Origin of the sequence: Streptomyces sp. NPDC059861 (assembly GCF_042731435.1) — a bacterium.
Lineage (GTDB): Bacteria > Actinomycetota > Actinomycetes > Streptomycetales > Streptomycetaceae > Streptomyces.
Window position 1 is genome coordinate 26,841 of sequence record NZ_JBHWJQ010000054.1, and the last position, 19,122, is coordinate 45,962.

Here is a 19,122-nt window from a genome sequence, read left to right on the forward strand (position 1 = left end):
CCTCGGGCGAGTGCTGAAGCGCATTAGTCCTCGACGTGATCGAATGGGGAGGCGGGGTTGTCGGGCAAGCGGTCTCCCGCGCGCCGGCCGACGATGAAGGACATCGCGCGGCGCGCCGGGGTCTCCGAGAGCGCCGTGTCCTTCGCGCTCAACGACAGGCCAGGGGTCTCGGACGCCACCCGGGCGCGGGTACGGCGGGTGGCGGAGCAGCTGGGCTGGCGGCCCAGCACGGCGGCCCGCGCGCTGTCCGGCGAGGGGGCGGCGACGGTCGGCCTCGTGCTGGCGCGGCCCGCGCACACGCTGGGCGTGGACTCCTTCTTCCTCCAGTTGGTGTCGGGCATCCAGGAAGTGCTGGCGGAGCGTCATCTGGGGCTGCTGTTCCAGGTCGCCGAGGACGTGGCCGACGAGTGCGCGGTGTACCGGCGCTGGTGGGCCGAGCACCGGGTGGACGGCGTCCTGGTCGTCGACCCGCGCACGGACGACCCCCGGCCCGGCCTCCTCGACGAACTCGGCCTGCCCGCCGTGGTGATCGGCGGCGCGCCCGACGAGCGCCACCCCGGTATGTCCACGGTGTGGGCCGACGATGGGGGCGCCATGGCCGCGGTCGTCGGCGAGCTGCACGCCCTCGGTCACCGGCGTGTCGTCCACATCGCCGGTCTCGCGGGACTCGCGCACACCGAACGCCGGATCCGTACGCTGCGCGCGGAGGCCGGGCGGCGCGGTCTGACCGAGGTGCGGTCGGTGACCACCGACTACTCCGACGCGGAGGGCGCCGCGGTGACCCGCCGGGTGCTGTCCGGCGCCGCTCCCCCGACCGCCCTGATCTACGACAACGACGTGATGGCCGTCGCCGGTGTGGCGGCCGCGGCGGAACTGGGCTTCCGGGTGCCTGGGGATGTCTCGGTCGTGGCCTGGGAGGACTCCGCGCTGTGCCGCATGGTCAAGCCGTGGCTGTCCGCGCTCTCCCGCGACACGGTGGAGTTCGGCCGGACCGCCGCGCAGGAGCTGACGTCGCTGCTGGACGGCGGCCCGGCCCGGACGGTGCAGGTGCCGGTGCCGCGGCTGATCGAGCGGGACAGCACGGGCCCCTGCCGGGCGTGAGACGGACGGGGGTGGACGTCACCGAGGACGTCCACCCCCCTGGGCCGTCGCAGGGTTGGCTCAGCTCTGCCACTCCACCTTGAACACCCAGACGTGCTCACCGGACTTGCGGGCCGCCGCCGGAACGTCGATCACCAGCGCCCCGTTGCTCACCCGCCAGGTCAGCGGCCGGTGGTGGCCGAGCATGGTCACCTTGTCCCCGGCGCGGATCGGCACCGGCGCCTCGACGGTCAGCTTGCTGCCGGGCGCGGTCAGCGAGTGGATGTAGAAGGCGTGGTTCTGCCGGACCGTGAAGCGCAGGTCCTCGCCGAGCTCCGCCATCCGTGACCAGTACGTCGTGTCGTAGATCGCCTCGCCGTTGGTCCGCAGCCAGCGGCCGGTCTCCCGCAGCCGGGTCTCCATGATCTCGGGGATGGTGCCGTCGGCGCGCGGACCGATGTCGAGCAGGAAGTTGCCGTTCTTCGCGACGATGTCGACGAGGCTTTGGACGACCTCCTCGGCGGTCATGTAGGCGTCGTCCGGGGTGGCCCGGTTCCAGCCGTAGCTCCGGGGGTCCAGGCCCCGGCTGGACTCCCACTTGGCGACGACGGTGTTGTCGTACGTCGTGTACTCGGGGGTCGTGAAGTCGTGGAAGCCGATGCCGGAGCGGTCGTTGACGGCCACCTCGTAGGGCTTGGCCCGGTTCTTGCCGTGGTTGAAGTACTCGGCGAGGACGCGCAGGCTGTCGTTGGCGCCGCCGATGTCGCACCACAGCAGGGCCGGGTCGTAGCCGTGGATCAGCTCCAGCATCTGCGCGGCCTGATAGTCCTTCACGTAGTCCTTGCCCGCGGTGTATCCGGTGTACGGGACCGGCTCCAGCGTGTAGGGGTTGCGCGGGGCGTGGCCCGTCCACGGGTCGTCCGGGTTGAACCACTCGGGCATCGAGAAGTACAGGCCGCGCCGGAGCTCGGGCGTGTACCGCGCGGAGGCGTCGAACAGTTCGCGGATCAGATCGCGTTTCGGGCCCATCTTCACGGAGTTGCGGTCGGCGAACCGGGTGTCCCACAGGGCGAAGCCCTCATGGTGCTTGGAGGTCAGGACGTGGTACTGCGCCCCCGCGTCCCGGAACAGCTCCACCCAGGCCCGCGGGTCGAACCTCTTCGCCGTGAACATCGGGATGAAGTCGTCGTACGCGAAGTCCTCGCCGTACGTCTGCCGGTGGTAGGCGTGGACCTCGTTGTCCGGGCTCTCCATGTGGTTCCAGTACCACTCGGCGTACTGCTTGCCGACGGGTGACCAGGCCGGCACCGAGTAGACGCCCCAGTGGATGAAGATGCCGAACTTGGCGCGGTGGAACCAGTACGGCGCCTGGTGACCGGCGAGGGAGTCCTCGGCCGGCCGGTAGTCGGGGACGCCCAGCCCGAGCTTCCCGGTGCCGGCGGTGGCCTGCTGCCCCCGGCCCCTGGCCACGACCCGGCCGTCGCGCGTGGTGCCGGGCGGCGTCCCGGCCCGGTTGCGGATGCCGACGCGGACGCGGGCCTGCTCGCCGGGGTCGAGGCGCCGCACCGCGGCGGGCTGCACGGTCCTGGCGCCGGGCACCTCCACGCTCACGCTGAGCCGGTCGGTGGCGAGGACCGCGACCGTGCCCGCGTTGACGACGGTGGCCTCGACGCTCTGTGCGCCCGAGGACTCCAGCAACGACTGTGTCGAGCGGACGTTGCGCAGGGCCAGCGCCCGTCCCTCCACGGCCGGCTGGAGGGAGAGGGCGAACACGTGGAGGGAGGTCTTGCCCTCCTCGGCCGGGTTGGTCGTCGGCAGCGTCAGGGCGACCGCCTCGCGCCGCGGGTCGAGCCACACCTCCGCCGTGCCGATCCCGACCCGGTGCTCGTCCTTGGTGCCGTCCGGCTTGTAGCGGTAACCGGCCGACAACGGGCCGCCCGCCGAGTACCAGTCCGCGCCGCCGAGCCCGGCGGTGGTCGCGCCGCCGTCCGCGTAGTGCACGGTGGCCCGGCCCGAGGCGCTGCCGTAGCTGCCCGCCGTGAGGAACACGGCGGAGAGGTAGCGCCCCTTGGGGAGGTCGATGCGCTGACCGAGGGCGACGACGTTGTTCCTGGCGCCCTCGGCGGAGGAGGGGAAGGTGAACAGGGTTCCGTCCACCTCGACGGGCCCGGCCGGGAGTTCCTCGCCGGGGAGGGTGTAGCCGGACCCGTCGAAGTTCCCACCGCGTGCGGAGGCGGTGTCGATGCCGTCGTTGTCCAGGTACGCGTCGAGCGGCACGGGTATCGCGTCGGGGACGGGGACCCACTCGCCCGGCCGGTCACCGGCAGCGCGCGCCTCGGCCGGGGTCGCGAGGGGGAGGCCGGCCGCGACGGCGGCCCCGGCGGCGGCTCCCAGGACCTGACGCCTTGGATACGTGGTCACAAGCGGCTCCAATTCATCGGATGTCTGATGATTGAGCGGCCGCACAGGAGTGTCAACGGGGCGTGCGGTCAAGGAAGTTGCGCCATTGATCGGATGACACCGACCCCGCGACCGTAGCGGGCCGGCCCGGCGAAGTCGGCTGACCGGCCCCCTGCGCTGTCGCACCGACCCTGCGAGGATGTCGGGCGGACCAACCACCCCTGGCCCCAGGACGAAGGAGCGCCCGTGACCGACCGGGTTGGACGAACCGCCGCCGAGATCGCCGCCGCCGTGCGGGAGAAGCAGGTCACGCCGCGGGAGGTGGTGGCCGCGCATCTGGCGCGGATCGAGCGGCTCGACGGCCGGATCGGGGCCTTCCGCGCCGTCCGGGTCGAGCGGGCGCTCGCCGAGGCCGACGAGGTGGGGGCGCGCACCGATCTGGCCGAACTGCCGCTCGCGGGCGTGCCCGTGGCCGTCAAGGACAATCTGCCGGTGCGCGGCGAGAGCATGCGGATCGGCTCGGCGGCGACGCCGGACGTGCCGGCCGGCCAGGACCATGTGGCCGTCGCCCGGCTGCGCGCCGCCGGCGCGGTCGTGGTGGGGCTGACCAATGTGCCGGAACTGTGCGCGTTCGGTACGACCGAAGGGGTGCACGGCACCGCCCGCAACCCGTGGGACCTGACGCGTACGGCGGGCGGCTCGTCCGGCGGCAGCGCGGCCGCCGTGGCGGCGGGCATGGTGCCGATCGCGCTGGGCAACGACGGCATGGGCTCCCTGCGCATCCCGGCGGCCAACTGCGGGGTCGTCACCATCAAACCCGGCCTCGGGGTCGTCCCGGCCGGCATCGGCGAGGGCGACTGGTTCGGCATGTCGGAGAACGGCCCTCTCGCGACGACGGTCGAGGACGCCCGGCTGATGCTCTCCGTCCTCGCCGGCACCGACGCCGTACGGCAGCACACGCCCGGCGCCCGGACGGTCGCCGTCTCCCTGCGCAGCCCGATCGTCGGGGTCACCGTCGCGAAGCCGTACACGGACGCCGCCCGGGAGGCCGCCGGGCTGCTCATGAAGGCCGGTCACCAGGTACGGCGCGCCGACCCGCCCTATCCGGTGTCGCTGAGCCTCACGTCGCTCGCCCACTGGACGGCGGGGACCTCCGTCGACGCCCAGGGGCTCGACGCGCGGCTGCTGACGCGGCGCACCCGCGTCCACGCGGCGGTCGGGCGGCGGTTCGCGCGCGGGGTGCGCACCGGCACGAGCCGGGAGGAGCTGCGGCGGCGGCTGGAGCCGTTCTTCGCCGAGTACGACGTGCTGCTCACGCCCGCGCTGGCGCGCCGCTCGCCCAAGGCGGGGCCCTGGCACGAGCGGGGCTGGCTGCGCAACATGGCCGCCAACACCAACTACTCGCCCATGACTCCCCCGTGGAACCTGACCGGCTGGCCCGCGATGGCCGTGCCGTTCGGCACCCTGCCGTCGGGCGCCCCCTGTGCCGTACAGCTCGTGGGGCGGCCCGGGTCGGAAGGGGAACTGCTGGAGCTGGCACGCCAGTTGGAGGCGGCGCACCCCTGGCGGCGGACGGCGCCTGTCGACCGGCCGGCCAGGGCGTCCGCGGCATGACCCGCCGGACCGGCCCTAGAGGGTCCTGTGCATGATGTGCAGGCCGACCCTGCCGTGCTGGGGGTGGTCGAACGCGTCCGGCACCGTGCCCAGGATCGTGAAGCCGAGGGACGTCCACAGCTGGACGGCCGGGTTGGTCTCGACGACGGCGTTGAACACCATGGCACGGTAGCCGTGGACCTTGGCCTGGGTCAGGATGTGCTCGGCGAGGGCCCGGCCGATGCCGCGGCCGGCCTGGTCGGGGTCGACCATGAAGCCTGCGTTGGCGATCCGGGCGGCGGGGCCGCTGTAGTTCGGGGTGAGATAGGCGGAGCCGATGACGGTCCCGTCGTCGTCCTGGGCGACGTAGACGCGTTTGGCCGGGTTCATCCACAGGGCTCGGGCCGCGTCCTCGGTGGTGTCCGGGTCCCAGGCGTAGGTCTCGGCGGCGGCGACGATGCGGTGCCAGAACGGCCAGATGTGCGGCCAGTCCTCGGCCGCGGCTTCCCTGATCAGCATGGGCGTGAGTCTCGCACGCCCATGCGGTCGGCGATCGCGAAGGGCTCCTGCCCGTCAGTCCACGCTGGGCAGGATGTGCGGCTCGGCGAGGTCCTCCTCGTAGCCCGCCAGGCGGATCGGGGCGGACCGGGCCCACACGTCGAGGCTGCCGATCTCGCCTGGCCGGCGGCCCGCGCGCTCCGTGCGTTCCTTGGGGCGCTGTTCGCGATTCGTCTTCTCCGGTGTCACCGCGCACTCCTTATGTGTCGGGTCACCCGCGGGGGCGCGCCGGCGGCTTGCGGTCCGCTGCCCGACGCCCGTTCGGGTTCTGCCATGTTGCAGTTGGACGCGGTGGCGTCGGTAACTCGCGTGAGAGCACGCCGTTGTGCACCGGCTTGTCCCGGGACGGACGATGGGTGTGGGTGGGGACCCGTTGCTGCTGTCCGTCCGGACCAGATTAACCAAATGAGCGGGGGCATGCTCGATGGGGCTGAAAACTGCGGGTAACATTCCCGCGTCATCCCGTGCTCGATCAGGCGAACTTTGGGCCATCCATAACGAAAAGGACCCATGGTGACTCACCCGACCGGCCTACCTGGGCGAACAGGGCCGCGACCGGCCCTCCGCGGCGTCACGCAGTTCAGGTCGCGTTGGCCGATTCGCAAGCCGGCCATGCTCTGCTGACGTCCGGAAACGGCCTGACCCGCGGGAGGAGTGACGCACATGGAACTGCGCGGGGTCGAAGAGCTGATGGATCTGCTGCGCGCCTGCCGCGGCGCCTGGGACACCCCGGACCGCACCGGCGACCCGGTCGACCTGCACGACCACGCGCTGCAGACGGCCGCGCTGCTGCGCCGAAGTCACCCCGCCGACAAGGAACTCCAGGTCGCGGGCCTGGTGCACGACATCGGCCATCTGCTGCGCCCCGGCGACGACGCCGGGCACGCGGACCACGCGGCGGACGTCGTCCGGCCCCTGCTCGGCGAACGGGTCGCCCGTCTCGTACGGCTGCACGTCCCGGCCAAGCGCTATCTGGCCGCCGTCTCCCCCGAGCGCGGCCTGTCCCCGCAGAGCTCGCTGACCCTGACCCTGCAGGGTGGGACGATGAGCCCGGCCGAGGCCGCCGCGTTCGCCCAGGATCCCCTCGCCGAGGACGCCGTCACCCTGCGCCAGGCGGACGACGCGGGGAAGGTCGTCGGCCTGGACGCGGGAGTCATGGAGGACTGGCGCACGGTCCTGGAACTGGTCGCGTCCCGACACTCACGTCTCGGCGCGGTGGACTGAGACCGGCGCGCGCGGCGGGATCGTCGGCCGACACGCCCCCGACCGTCTCGCCCGGCACCTCGTCGACGTCGCCGATGCCCTGCCCCTCCCGCACACCGTTCTGCCGCGTGCCCCGGCCCGGCGCAGACCTGCACGGCCCCGAACCAGAGGCGCCTCCACGGCCCGGAGCCGAAGACACCCTCGCGGGCCGGGACCGGAGACCAGCGCGGGGCTCGGGCCGGAGACACCACCACGGACACGGACGCGGAGCCGAAGACACCACCGCGGGCCCGGAGCCGAAGACACCACCGCAGGCCCGGGCGAAGACAGCAGCGTGGGCCCGGGCCGGAGCCACCACCGCAGCCCCGGAGCCGAAGACACCACCGCAGGCCCGGGCGAAGACAGCAGCGTGGGCCCGGGCCGGAGACAGCAGCGTGGGCCCGGGCCGGAGACAGCGAGTCGGCCGTCTTGTCGGTGGGAGCCGGCGGCTGGGTGCGGGCGGCGGGGGCCGGTGGGATCATGAGTGTGGGGCCTGTCGGCCGACGCGCCCCGGCAGCAGGGTCGGGACGCTTCGGCAGGCCGCCGTGAGGAAGGTGGCACCCATGAGCGACGTCACTCCGCCCGCGCGCCCCCGGCGCACCCCGGACCTCGGGGGCCTGTCCCGTACGGTCCTGTACTTCGCCCTGGCCGTGAGCGCCCTGCTGGTCGGCGTGGCCGCGCTGCTGATGGGCATCGCCTGGATGGACCTCGTCGAGAACGCCCGCAGTGAGTGGTGAGCGGGCTCACCACTTACCGGGCGCGTAGTCCTTGAGGAAGACGCCGTACAGGTCCTCGCCCGCCTCGCCGCGCACCACCGGGTCGTAGACGCGGGCCGCGCCGTCGACCAGGTCGAGCGGGGCGTGGAAGCCGGCCTCGGCCATGCGCAGCTTGTCGTAGTGCGGGCGCTCGTCGGTGATCCAGCCGGTGTCGACCGAGGTCATCAGGATGCCGTCGGTGTCGAACATCTCCTGCGCGCTGGTCCGCGTGACCATGTTCATCGCGGCCTTGGCGGCGTTGGTGTTCGGATGGCCCGCGCCCTTGTAGCCACGGCCGAAGACGCCCTCCATCGCGGAGACGTTCACGACGTACGCCCGCCCGCTCGCCGCGCGCCTCGCGGCCTCGGCCATGACCGGCCGGAGCTTGCTGATCAGGATGAACGGCGCCGTGTAGTTGCACAGCTGGGTCTCCAGCAGCTCCACCGGGGAGATCTGCTCGATGGTCTGCACCCAGGTGTTGCTGTCGACGACGTCGGGGACGAGGCCGCCCGCGTCGATGGCGGTGCCGTCGAGGTGCCGGGCGACGCTGGCGTTGCCCGCGACCAGGGCGAGGTCGGCGACCTGCTGCGCGTCGAGGCCGCTGATGCCGACGGGCAGCGCGGCCAGACCGTCGACGGCGCCGGAGTTGAAGGCGCCGATGACGTGGTGGGCGGGCAGCTCACCGGCCGGCAGCGGAGCGCTCTCGCCGTCGACCAGCGCGGCGTAGGCGGACGGCAGGCGGCGCACGGTCTGCGTCGCGTTGTTGATCAGGATGTCGAGGGCGCCCGCCTCGGCGACCTGGTCGGCGAGGGCGACGGCCTGCGCCGGGTCACGCAGGTCGATGCCGACGACCTCCAGGCGGTGCATCCAGTCCCCCGAGTCGTCCATCGCCTTGAAGCGGCGGATGGCGTCCTTGGGGAAGCGCGTGGTGATCGTCGTGTGCGCACCGTCACGCAGCAGCCGCAGCGCGATGTACATGCCGATCTTGGCGCGGCCACCGGTGAGCAACGCGCGCTTGCCGCTGAGGTCGGCCCGGACGTCCCGCTTGGCACGGTTCTGGGCGGCGCAGTCCTGACAGAGCTGGTGGTAGAAGTAGTCGACCTCGACGTACCGCTGCTTGCAGGTGTAGCAGGAGCGGGGGCGCTGGAGTATCCCCGCGATCTTGCCCTCGGCGGTCCGCGACGAGGGCAGGATGCCCTCGGTCTCGTCGTCGATGCGCTCGGCGGAGCCGGTCGCCGTGGCCTCCGTGACCGCCTTGTCGTGCGCGGTCTTGGCGGCCCGGCGGTCCTGCCGGCGGCGCTGCTTGACGGTGCGGTAGATGTGCGACGTGGCCCGGCGCACCAGGATCGCGTCGGGGTGGTCGACGTCCAGCTTGTCGAGCTCCTCCAGCACGCTCAGACACACGGCGAGCCGCTCCGGGTCGATGCCGGGCCCGTACACGATCTCGTCCGTGATCGCCGAGCCGTCCTCTGTCACCGTCATCGCCGCTGCCGTTCCTGGATCTGCCGTCGCGGCGCTCCGGTCGCGCCCGCATTCGAACGGCAGATTTTACGGAGCGCCGGGCCGCACCGCCAAACCCGTCATGATCACGGCGCACAGGCCTTGATCAGCGTCTCCAGTTCGTCGGCCACCGCCTGGGCGAATCGGTCCAGGTCCGGTACGGCCGCCGCGTCGGCCACGAGCCCGTAGTGGACCCGCCCCCGATACGTCGAGACGGCGACGGCGAGGGACTGCCCGGCGGCCAGCGGGGCGAAGGGGAACACCTCCGTGAGCGGGTTGCCGCCCAGCTTCAGGCCGAGGCCGGGCAGCGGGACGCTGGTGACCAGGATGTCGAACCAGAGCCGCGCGGCCTGGCTGACCAGCGGCCCGCCGAGCCGGTGGCCCAGCGCCGGGACGTGGTCGGCGAGCAGCGCGACGGCACCCGCGCCCCGGTTGGGGCCGGCGTCCTTGTTGCGGTCCATGGCCGTGCGGACCGTGTCGAGGCGGCCGCGCGGGTCGGGATCGTCGACCGGAAGCCGTATCAAGTACCCCGACAGCCGGTTGCCCTGCGGGTGCGCGGTGCGCGGGCGGCGCTTGGAGACCGGGATCAGGGCGCGCGGCGCGACGCCGTCGCTGCCGTCGCCGCGTTCGTCGAGCCAGCGGCGCAGGGCGCCCGCGACGACGGCGATCAGGACGTCGTTGACGGTGCCGCCGACTGCCTTGCGGATGCGGTGCACGTCGTCGAGGTCGAGGACCACGCCGGCGGTACGGCGGGTGCCGGAGGGCTCGGAGGTGAGTGCGGGCGACGAGCGCACCCCGAGGGTGGACAGGGCGACGGAGGCGCCGATGTCGAGGGCGCGGCCCACGTCGGAGAGGGCACCGCGCACCACGTCGGGCAGTTGGCGCACGTCCGGCAGGAGGCGGCGGGGCGGCTCCGCCGGGCGGGGGCGGGAGGCGTGCAGGTCCGTGGGGTCCAGAATCGCCGCAGCCAGGGTCAGGGCGCGCAGGCCGTCGGCGAGGGCGTGGTGGAACTTGAAGAGCACGGCGAACGACACGCCGTCCGCCCCCGGCAGCACGTGCGCCTCCCACGGCGGCCGGCCGCGTTCCAGCGGACGCTCCATCAGCCGGCCCGCCACCGCGTGGAAGTCGGCCGTCGGGGCATGCAGCCGGACGTGGTCGAGCGGGTCGAAGTCGGGGGCGGGTTCCCGCGCAGCGCCACCGAAGGCCAGCGGGCGCCGCAGGGCCGGCGGCCGCCATACGTTCCGGATCCGCATCCGGAGCCCGGGCACGGCGGCGGCACGCGCGGCGAGCAGGTCGGCGGCATGGGCACCGGCGGCGGGCGAGTGGGACGCGAAGACACCGAGCGCCCCCAGATGCATGGGGTGCCGGTCCGACTCGATGTTCCAGAACGCCAGGTCGAGGGGAGCGAGCAGGTCGTCAGAAGTCAATGGGGTGCCTCGCGTCGACGACGGGTGGGCCAGCAGTCAATCGCCCACGCGCGATTACGGTCAAGTACGATCAGGCTACGCACAGTTAACAACAGATTAAGTCCCTCTGCCCGAGAAAGGGCGTGGGACTCACGGGATACGCGTGACATAAGAGGTCACGAAGGACGGGCAGGGGCACCACGGAGATGTAGGGAGCGTCACATGAAGACCCGGCGCGCGCCACACGAGGACGCCCCGGGCGCCGCCCCACTCGGACACGGCGGGCGCCGCGCGGAGGGATCCGGGCGCCGTACCCGGCCGCGACGCCCCGGGCACGGGGCCGAACATGCGATCGACCCCGTGCCTCCCTCACGCCCTCGCGCTCCCAAGCTCTCACGCCCTCACGGCACCCGCTGTCCCTTCCCCAACGCGATCACCCCGCCCTTGGACACCGTGTACAGCTCCGCGTCCCGCTCCGGGTTCACCCCGATCGTCGCCCCCGGGGGCACCTCGACGTTCTTGTCCAGCACCGCGCCCCGCACCACCGCGCCGCGCCCTATGTGCACGTTGTCGTGGAGCACCGAGCCCTGCACGACCGCCCCCGGGTCGACCACCACGCCCGGCGACAGCACGGACCGGGTGACCTGCCCCCGGATCAGGCAGCCGGCGCTGATGATGGACTCGCCGGCGATGCCGCCGGCGTTGAAGCGGGCCGGTGAGAGCTGGTTGGAGTGGGTGTAGACGGGCCAGCTGCGGTTGTAGAGGTTGAAGGCGGGCCGCTCGGCGATGAGGTCCATGTGGGCGTCGTAGTACGCGTCCAGCGTGCCGACGTCCCGCCAGTAGCCCATGTCGCGGGTGGTCTCGCCGGGCACGTGGTTGTCGCCGAAGTCGTACAGGTGGGCCTCGCCGCGCGCGGTGAGCTGGGGCAGGATCGAACCGCCCATGTCGTGCACCGAGTTCTGGTCCTCGGCGTCCCGGTGGAGAGCCTCGACGAGCACCTTGGTGGTGAAGATGTAGTTGCCCATCGAGGCGAGGACGCAGTCGGGGTCGTCCGGCAGGCCCGGCGGGTCGGCGGGCTTCTCCAGGAACCGCTCGACGGTGCTGCCGTCCGAGCCCGGGGTGATCACCCCGAAGGAGGGCGACTCCGAGCGCGGCACACGGATGCCTGCCACGGTCACGCCCGCGCCGGAGTCGATGTGCTGGGCGAGCATCTGGCGCGGGTCCATGCGGTAGACGTGGTCGGCGCCGAACACGGCGACGTACTCCGGCTGTTCGTCGTGGATCAGGTTCAGGGACTGCAGGATCGCGTCCGCGCTGCCCAGGAACCAGCGGGGGCCGAGGCGCTGCTGGGCCGGGACCGGAGTGACGTAGTTGCCGAGCAGGCTGGACATCCGCCAGGTGGTGGTGATGTGCCGGTCCAGCGAGTGCGACTTGTACTGCGTGAGGACGCAGATGCGCAGGATGTCCCCGTTGACGAGGTTGGACAGGACGAAGTCGACGAGGCGGTACGTGCCGCCGAAGGTCACCGCGGGTTTCGCCCGGTCCGCGGTCAGGGGCATCAGGCGCTTGCCTTCTCCGCCCGCCAATACGATTCCCAGCACGGAAAGTCCTCCCCCAAGGTCTCGACTCCGCTCGACCAGGGGGTTCCCCCATCGCCGCATCCCGCCGCCCCTCTTACCTGTTGTGCCGCCGTGGTCTGCTCTGTCGACTACCCCGGAACCAGGACGTCCGAGTAAAGACGTGCCGTGCGCCGGGCGACCGTGTCCCACCCGAACTCCCCCACCGCCCGCTCCCGCCCCGCCGCACCCATCCGCCGGGCGCCCTCCGGGTCGCCGAGCACCGCGTCCAGGGCGCGGGCGAGGCCTGGCTCGAAGTCGTCGTCCACCGGCACCAGAAGGCCCGTCTTGCCGTCGGCGACGACCTCCGGGATGCCGCCGACCTGGGAGGCGACGACGGCCGTGCCGCAGGCCATCGCCTCCAGGTTGACGATGCCCAGGGGCTCGTACACCGAAGGGCAGACGAAGACCGCCGCGTGGGTGAGGAGTTGGATCACCTCGGGGCGGGGCAGCATGCGGCGGATCCAGTGCACGCCGTCGCGGACCCGGCTCAGCTCCCGGTACAGCTCGCGGAACTCCTGGTCGATCTCGGGGGTGTCGGGCGCGCCCGCGCACAGCACGACCTGCGACGACGGGTCGATGTCGCGCACCGCGCGCAGCAGATGGGGCACGCCCTTCTGCCGGGTGATGCGGCCGACGAACAGCACGTAGGGGCGGTCCGGGTCGACGCCGAGGCGGCGCAGGACGTCGGTGGCCGGGTCCGGCCGGTACATCTCGGTGTCGATGCCGTTGTGCACGACGTGGACGCGGGCCGGGTCCAGCGCCGGATAGCAGGCGAGGATGTCCTCGCGCATCGCTCCCGAGACGGCGACGACCGCGTCGGCGGCCTCGATCGCGGTGCGCTCGGCCCAGCTCGACAGGGCGTAACCGCCGCCGAGTTGCTCGGCCTTCCACGGCCGCAGCGGCTCCAGGGAGTGGGCGGTCACCACGTGCGGGATGCCGTACAGGAGTTTGGCGAGGTGGCCGGCGAGATTGGCGTACCAGGTGTGCGAGTGGACGAGTTCGCGGCCCTGGAGGGCGGCGGCCATCGACAGGTCCACGGAGAAGGTGCGCAGGGCGTCGTTGGCGCCGTCGAGGGTGGGCCAGGAGCGGTGGCGGACCACGCCCTCGCTGCGGCCCTCGCCCCAGCAGTGCACGTCGAGATCGACCAGGGGCCGCAACTCCCGGGCGAGGAACTCGACATGGACTCCCGCGCCGCCGTACACGTCCGGCGGGTACTCCCGGGTCAGCAGTCCCACTCGCACCCGGAACCCCCTGTCTCAGCGGCTGGTGCCTTCATGGTCACCCAGATGCGTCGCGGGCGGAAGACCACGGGACGGCCGCCTGGTCAAGCCGTGGGCGGCCGGGTGAAACAGCAGTCGCCGCAGACTCCCGCGCCCGGCACGTGGTAGTACAGGCAGCAGCTGCGGCGCCGGAAGGCCGTGCCCGTGAGGGTGCCGGTGTCGCGCAGGAGGGGATGTGCGAAGAGCCCGTCCGTCAGCGCGCGGGCCCGGGCGGCGGTGTCCGTACGGCCGTGCGTGCGCGCCCAGCGGTCCAGTTCGCGGGCGGCGCCCGCGAGCGCGGACGCGGCGTTGCCCCACAGCAGGCCTTCCGGGAGCCGGTGACGGGCGCGCAGGGCGGCCGCCAGGGGTTCGAGGTGCCCGTGCAGCACGACGTCGACGAGGGTCGCGGCGTCGCCCGGCAGCGGGCGCACCTCGGTGAGCCACAGGTCGTCGGGGGCACCGGCGTCGGCGTCCCAGCGCAGCAGCCGTGGGTCGAGGTCGGGGATCCGGCCGTACAGAGCGGCGCAGCCCAGGGCGGCCGACCAGAGCCGGGCCGCGAGCCCCAGGTGGGCCACGGAGGCGGCGATCCGGGCCCGGGGGGCGCGCAGGGCCGTCGCCACCTTCTGGACACGGAGGTCCAGGGCATCGGGGAAGCCCGGGGAATCGGGGAGCTCCAGGGACTCGGGGCAGACGTCCGATGTCGTACCGTCGTACGTCTGCGCGAGGGTCGGCAGCGGCCCGGCCGGGTCCCGGGGGCCGTCCACGACCGTGCGCAGGACGAAGAAGCCGCCGAGCGGTCGCAGGGCGGTGAGGGCGGGGTCGAGTTCCACGAGGAGCAGTAGTACCAAGGCCCCTAGGGGCCGAACCCCAGGGGTGTACCTCCCTGGTAGCCCACCCTGGGGATGACGTGCGGCTGGTCGTACTCCATCGGCAGTAGGTCTCATTGCGTGCTCAGGTACGACGACGGGAACAGCGCGACAAGGCATCGTGTTGGCTATGAGAACCGACCGTTCGCCGCGCCGGGCCCAGTGCCTGCGCCGCCCGCAGAGGAGCAGGCCATGAGCGCCCTCGCGCTTTCCGTGCTGCTGTCGCTCGTCTCCGCCGTGGCGTACGCGGGCGGGGCGATCGTGCAGGAGCGCGTGGCGGAGGCGGACGGGCAGTACGCGCCGCTGCGCAGGCCCGGCTGGTGGGCCGCGGTCGCGCTGAACGGTCTCGGCGGCCTGCTGCACGTCGCGGCCCTGGCCTACGGACCGCTGAGCGTGGTGCAACCGCTGGGGGCGCTCACCATCGTGTTCGCGCTGCCCATGGCCGCGCTGTTCGTGGGACGCAGGGCCGGGTCGACTGCCTGGCGGGGCGCCGTCATGGCGACCGTCGGCCTCGCGGGCCTGCTGTCCCTCGTCGGCTCCTCCGGCTCGCGATCCCTTGACGCGGCCCAGCAGACGGGCGTGTTCGTGGTGACCGCCGGTGTGGTCGCCTCGCTGATGGTCGTGGGCCGTGCGGCGCACCGGCATCCGGCGGTGCGCGCGATGGTGCTGGCCACGGCGTCCGGCATAGCGTTCGGCATGTCCTCGGTGTTCACGAAGTCCGTCGCGGTCGACTGGACCGGCGGTCCGACCTCGGCGCTGCTGCCCTCCCTGGCCGCGATCGGCGTGTTCGCCGTCGCCGGTCTGCTGCTGTCCCAGGCCGCCTACCGCGGCGCCGGACTCACGGCCCCGCTGGCCACGCTGACCGTCGTGAACCCCGTCGTGGCCGCCGCGGTGGGCACCACCATGTTCGGCGAGTCCTTCCGGTACGGCACCACGGGCACCCTGCTCGCCCTGGGCTGCGGTGTGGTGGCGGCGGGCGGACTGATCCTTCTGACGGCGGAGCGTGTCGAGCGCGCCGGGACCGGGACGCCGCCGCCCGTGCCGCAGGCCGTCACCACCGGGAAGCCGGCCGCCGCGGCCCTGCCCGACAGCGTCTTCCTGCCCAGCCCGCTCGCGGACGGCGTGTACACCAGGGGCGCGCGCACGACCGCCGCGGACACCTCCGGTGCCTACGACGACGGCGTGTACGACAACGCCGCGCCGGCCGTCGCCTCGGACGCCACGCCGCAGTACCACGCGCTGTACGGCGCGCCCTACGTCCCCTTCCCGGCCCTGGAGCGCAGTCGCGTCAGGGTCAGATCCTGACCCCGCCGGCCCGCAGGTACGCCAGCGGGTCGACGTCGGAGCCGAAACCGGGCCCGGTCCGCACCTCGAAGTGCAGATGCGGGCCCGTGCTGTTGCCGGTGGATCCGACCCGGCCGATGCGCTGGCCGGCGCCCACCGACTGCCCGGCCTTGACGGAGATGGCCGACAGGTGCGCGTACTGGCTGTACCGGCCGTCGGAGTGCCGGATCACGACCTGGTAGCCGAAGGAGCCGCCCCAGCCGGCGTCGACGACCCGGCCCGCCCCGACCGCCTTCACGGTGGCCCCGGTGGGGGCGGGGAAGTCGACACCCGTGTGGTAGCCCTTGGACCAGCTGGAGCCCGTCGCGCGGTAGGCCGTGCCCAGAGGGCCGCTGACCGGGGCGACGCGGGAGTCGCCGCGCTGGTCACCGCCGCCGTCGTCGGCGGGAGCGGAGGTCTTCGGCGGGGACTTCGGTGCCGCCTTGGGCGGGGCCTTGGGGGTCTGCCGCGTCGTGCTCGGGGCCGGCGCGGTCGTCGTGCCCGTGGCCTTGGCGCGCAGGTTCAGTCGCTGGCCCGGCAGGATCAGGTCGGGATCCGCCCCGATGGTTCTGCGGTTGCCGGCGTACAGGCGCTGCCAGCCGCCCCGGACGTCACGCTCGTCGGCGATGGTCGAGAGTGTGTCGCCGCGGACGACGGTGTACATCTCGGCGGTCCCGGCGCGCGACTGGGGTGTGGTCTGCGGCTGGACGTCCGCCGCCGTGGACTTCGGGGTACGCGTCGTGGTGCCGGCGGGTCTGATGTCGGGGCTCTCCCCGCCCCGGGTCAGCCCGGCGCGCTGCGAGCACACCGGCCAGGCGCCGGGCCCCTGCCCGTCGAGCACCTTCTCGGCGACGGCGATCTGCTGGTCCTTGGTCGCCAGATCCGCGCGGCCCGCGTACGCCGTGCCGCCGTAGGCCTCCCAGGTGGACTGGCTGAACTGCAGTCCGCCGTAGTACCCGTTGCCGGTGTTGATGTTCCAGTCGTTGGTCGACTCGCAGGCGGCGACCTTGTCCCAGGTGGCCACGTCGGCCGCGTGCGCCGCTCCGGTGCCGACGAACGGGAGGGCCATGCCGGCGCCGCCCGCCGTGACGGTGAGCGAGGCGCGGTTGATCCTGTTCGGCTGATACCGGCGGTGCCGGCCGCGTACGGCCATGGAGAGCCCCCTCGACAAGCGTCAGGAGGGCCAAAAGTATGCGCCGCGAACAGGCCATGACAAGACGGCAATCGGCCGCCTGGAAGTGCCAAGTGGCGCGGATCGTACCCCTGTTGCGGGACTGCCCCGGCGCGCGCTGAGGCGCCCGGCCCCTTCCGTACGTACTGAGCCCCGTCGGGTCAGGACATGCGGTCGGCTGAGCGGCACGTCAGGATGGCCGAGGGACGATACTGACGGCACGACGACGGACACAATGGGCGGCAGCACCGGATCGGACGAGCACACGGCACACGGCACACGGCTTACAGCACACGGCACGAATACATACAGACGTACATATCCGGATCGGCACCACCGATACACGATCTACGGGGTCCCCGGATCCCATGAGGAGCAGGCGGTATGAGCACTTCAGCCCAGATCGGCGTCACGGGTCTCGCGGTCATGGGCCGCAACCTCGCCCGCAACTTCGCGCGCAACGGCTACACGGTCGCGTTGCACAACCGGACCGCGTCGCGGACGCACGCGCTGGTGGAGGAGTTCGGGAGCGAGGGCGACTTCGTCGCGGCCGAGACCGCCAAGGACTTCGTCGCGGCACTGGAACGTCCGCGCCGCCTGGTCATCATGGTCAAGGCCGGTGAGCCGACGGACGCGGTGATCCAGGAGTTCGCCCCGCTCCTGGAGCCGGGCGACATGATCATCGACGGCGGCAACGCGCACTTCGCGGACACCCGGCGCCGTGAGCGCGAGCTGCGTGAGCAGGGCATCCACTTCGTCGGCACGGGCATCTCCGGCGGCGAGGAGGGCGCGCTGCACGGGCCGAGCATCATGCCGGGCGGCTCGAAGGAGTCGTACGGGTCGCTGGGCCCGATGCTGGAGAAGATCTCGGCGAAGGCGGACGACGGGGCGCCCTGTGTGACGCACGTGGGTCCGGACGGCGCCGGGCACTTCGTGAAGATGGTGCACAACGGCATCGAGTACGCCGACATGCAGCTGATCGGGGAGGCGTACCAGCTGCTCCGCGATGTCGCCGGGTACTCGCCGGCGGAGATCGCGGAGATCTTCCGCACCTGGAACACGGGCCGGCTGGACTCGTACCTGATCGAGATCACCGCCGAGGTGCTGTCGCACGTGGACGAGGCGACGGGCAAGCCGTTCGTGGACGTGGTGGTGGACCAGGCGGAGCAGAAGGGCACCGGCCGCTGGACCGTCCAGATCGCGCTGGACCTGGGCGTTCCGGTGTCCGGGATCGCCGAGGCGGTCTTCGCGCGCTCACTGTCCGGGCACGCGGCCCTGCGGGAGGCCTCGCGGGGGCTGGCGGGTCCGAAGGCCGCGCCGCTGAGCAAGGAGGAGGCCGGGGCGTTCGCGGACCGGGTCGAGCAGGCGCTGTACGCGTCGAAGATCGTGTCGTACACCCAGGGCTTCCACGAGATCGCCGCGGGCAGCGAGGAGTACGACTGGGACATCGACCTCGGGCAGGTCGCCTCGATCTGGCGTGGCGGCTGCATCATCCGCGCGGCCTTCCTGGACCGGATCCGCGCCGCGTACGACGCGCGGGCCGACCTGCCGAGCCTGCTGTCCGACGAGACGTTCGCGCGGGAGATCGCCGAGGCGCAGGACGACTGGCGTGAGGTGCTGGTCGCCGCGACCCGGCAGGGTGTGCCGACGCCGGGGTTCGGGGCGGCGCTGGCGTACTACGACGCGCTGCGTGCCGAGCGGTTGCCCGCGGCGCTCACGCAGGGACAGCGGGACTTCTTCGGGGCGCACACGTATCGGCGGACCGACCGGGACGGGGCGTTCCACACGCTGTGGGGCGGCGACCGGTCGGAGGTGTCCGCCTAGGAGTCGGGCGGTTCGGTCGTTCCGCGGGTGCGGGCGTGCGGGGCTGGTGACGCAGCTCTCCGCGCCCCTTCCACGGAGTTGCGGTGGGCGGCGTGGACCGCCGCCCACCGTCGCTGTTCATGACAGAGGCGGGCCGGGTTCCGGGCTAGGGACCGGTTCGGGGCCCGGGGGGATGGGGGACGGGCTCGGGTCCGGGGCCGGGTGGGGGGCCGGAGGTGGCTCCGGGGCAGGCGGCGGTGGAGGAGCCGGGGCCGGGGGTGGTTCGGGCGGCGGCACGGGGTGGGGCTGCGGGCCTGGCGGCGGTGGTACCGGTTCGGGCTGCGGGCTGGTCATGATTGTCCTCCGGCCAGTGGGTGGGCGTCGGCACTGGACTACTCCCCCGCGTACCCGGCGCCCCGCGCCGCCAGTCACCCACTGGAGTCACTTCGTGGCCGAGGCGGCCTCTCCCGGCCGTCCGGCGCGCCGGACGGGGCGGGGTGGCGGGCGGCGGGGCCACCCCCCCCCCCCCCCGGGGGCGGCACGGGCG

General features: G+C 72.9%; 15 protein-coding genes. 6 read left to right on the forward strand and 9 right to left on the reverse strand.

All coding sequences use genetic code 11. From position 1 onward, the window contains the following. The first annotated feature begins 57 nt into the window (after positions 1 to 57). Entirely contained in the window at positions 58 to 1,101 is a 1,044-nt protein-coding gene (locus ACFV6X_RS32730; RefSeq protein WP_385389789.1) for a LacI family DNA-binding transcriptional regulator, read from the forward strand. Positions 1,102 to 1,161: 60 nt separating this feature from the next. Here ACFV6X_RS32730 and ACFV6X_RS32735 read toward each other — a convergent pair whose 3' ends face one another. Further along, the gene (locus ACFV6X_RS32735; protein ID WP_385389790.1) at positions 1,162 to 3,501 is read right to left on the reverse strand and encodes an alpha-L-fucosidase; all 2,340 of its coding nucleotides are present in this window, start codon (positions 3,499 to 3,501) and stop codon (positions 1,162 to 1,164) included. A gap of 225 nt (positions 3,502 to 3,726) precedes the next feature. Here ACFV6X_RS32735 and ACFV6X_RS32740 point away from each other — a divergent pair, with 225 nt between their 5' ends. After that, entirely contained in the window at positions 3,727 to 5,094 is a 1,368-nt protein-coding gene (locus ACFV6X_RS32740; protein ID WP_385389791.1) for an amidase, read from the forward strand. A gap of 15 nt (positions 5,095 to 5,109) precedes the next feature. Here ACFV6X_RS32740 and ACFV6X_RS32745 read toward each other — a convergent pair whose 3' ends face one another. Together ACFV6X_RS32745 and ACFV6X_RS32750 are read right to left on the reverse strand one after the other, a co-directional pair. After that, positions 5,110 to 5,592, reverse strand: coding sequence for a GNAT family N-acetyltransferase (locus ACFV6X_RS32745; protein ID WP_385389793.1), 483 nt, complete (start codon positions 5,590 to 5,592; stop codon positions 5,110 to 5,112). Between the two features lie 54 nt (positions 5,593 to 5,646). Continuing rightward, positions 5,647 to 5,820, reverse strand: a complete 174-nt coding sequence (locus tag ACFV6X_RS32750) for a hypothetical protein (RefSeq protein WP_103782545.1) — start codon at positions 5,818 to 5,820, stop codon at positions 5,647 to 5,649. Positions 5,821 to 6,294: 474 nt separating this feature from the next. On the opposite strand from ACFV6X_RS32750, the gene ACFV6X_RS32755 reads away from it, so the two are divergent. Next, entirely contained in the window at positions 6,295 to 6,855 is a 561-nt protein-coding gene (locus tag ACFV6X_RS32755; protein WP_385389795.1) for an HD domain-containing protein, read from the forward strand. Between the two features lie 581 nt (positions 6,856 to 7,436). Then, positions 7,437 to 7,610: a hypothetical protein gene (locus ACFV6X_RS32760; RefSeq protein ID WP_365447216.1), complete on the forward strand. Its 174-nt coding sequence runs from the start codon at positions 7,437 to 7,439 to the stop codon at positions 7,608 to 7,610. A gap of 6 nt (positions 7,611 to 7,616) precedes the next feature. Here the strand turns inward: ACFV6X_RS32760 and ACFV6X_RS32765 are convergent, their stop codons facing one another. The 5 genes from ACFV6X_RS32765 to ACFV6X_RS32785 form a co-directional block, all read right to left on the reverse strand. Continuing rightward, complete coding sequence (locus ACFV6X_RS32765; protein ID WP_385389797.1) at positions 7,617 to 9,110, reverse strand: SDR family NAD(P)-dependent oxidoreductase; 1,494 nt, start codon at positions 9,108 to 9,110, stop codon at positions 7,617 to 7,619. Between the two features lie 104 nt (positions 9,111 to 9,214). Further along, positions 9,215 to 10,555: a wax ester/triacylglycerol synthase family O-acyltransferase gene (locus ACFV6X_RS32770; protein ID WP_385389799.1), complete on the reverse strand. Its 1,341-nt coding sequence runs from the start codon at positions 10,553 to 10,555 to the stop codon at positions 9,215 to 9,217. Positions 10,556 to 10,935: 380 nt separating this feature from the next. Next, positions 10,936 to 12,195 carry a glucose-1-phosphate adenylyltransferase gene (gene glgC, locus ACFV6X_RS32775; protein WP_385389800.1) on the reverse strand — a complete coding sequence of 420 codons (1,260 nt, stop codon included), beginning with the start codon at positions 12,193 to 12,195 and terminating at the stop codon, positions 10,936 to 10,938. Between the two features lie 47 nt (positions 12,196 to 12,242). Beyond that, a complete protein-coding gene (gene glgA / locus ACFV6X_RS32780) occupies positions 12,243 to 13,394 on the reverse strand; it encodes a glycogen synthase (protein WP_385389801.1) in 1,152 nt (383 codons plus the stop codon). Positions 13,395 to 13,477: 83 nt separating this feature from the next. Beyond that, the gene (locus tag ACFV6X_RS32785) at positions 13,478 to 14,242 is read right to left on the reverse strand and encodes a (2Fe-2S)-binding protein (RefSeq protein WP_385389803.1); all 765 of its coding nucleotides are present in this window, start codon (positions 14,240 to 14,242) and stop codon (positions 13,478 to 13,480) included. A gap of 228 nt (positions 14,243 to 14,470) precedes the next feature. On the opposite strand from ACFV6X_RS32785, the gene ACFV6X_RS32790 reads away from it, so the two are divergent. Next, entirely contained in the window at positions 14,471 to 15,583 is a 1,113-nt protein-coding gene (locus tag ACFV6X_RS32790) for a DMT family transporter (RefSeq protein ID WP_385389805.1), read from the forward strand. Here ACFV6X_RS32790 and ACFV6X_RS32795 read toward each other — a convergent pair. Beyond that, positions 15,573 to 16,754: a transglycosylase family protein gene (locus ACFV6X_RS32795; protein ID WP_385389807.1), complete on the reverse strand. Its 1,182-nt coding sequence runs from the start codon at positions 16,752 to 16,754 to the stop codon at positions 15,573 to 15,575. The genes ACFV6X_RS32790 and ACFV6X_RS32795 overlap by 11 nt on opposite strands. A 402-nt stretch (positions 16,755 to 17,156) precedes the next feature. On the opposite strand from ACFV6X_RS32795, the gene gndA reads away from it, so the two are divergent. Next, positions 17,157 to 18,596, forward strand: a complete 1,440-nt coding sequence (gene gndA, locus ACFV6X_RS32800; protein ID WP_385389809.1) for an NADP-dependent phosphogluconate dehydrogenase — start codon at positions 17,157 to 17,159, stop codon at positions 18,594 to 18,596. Positions 18,597 to 19,122: the final 526 nt, after the last annotated feature.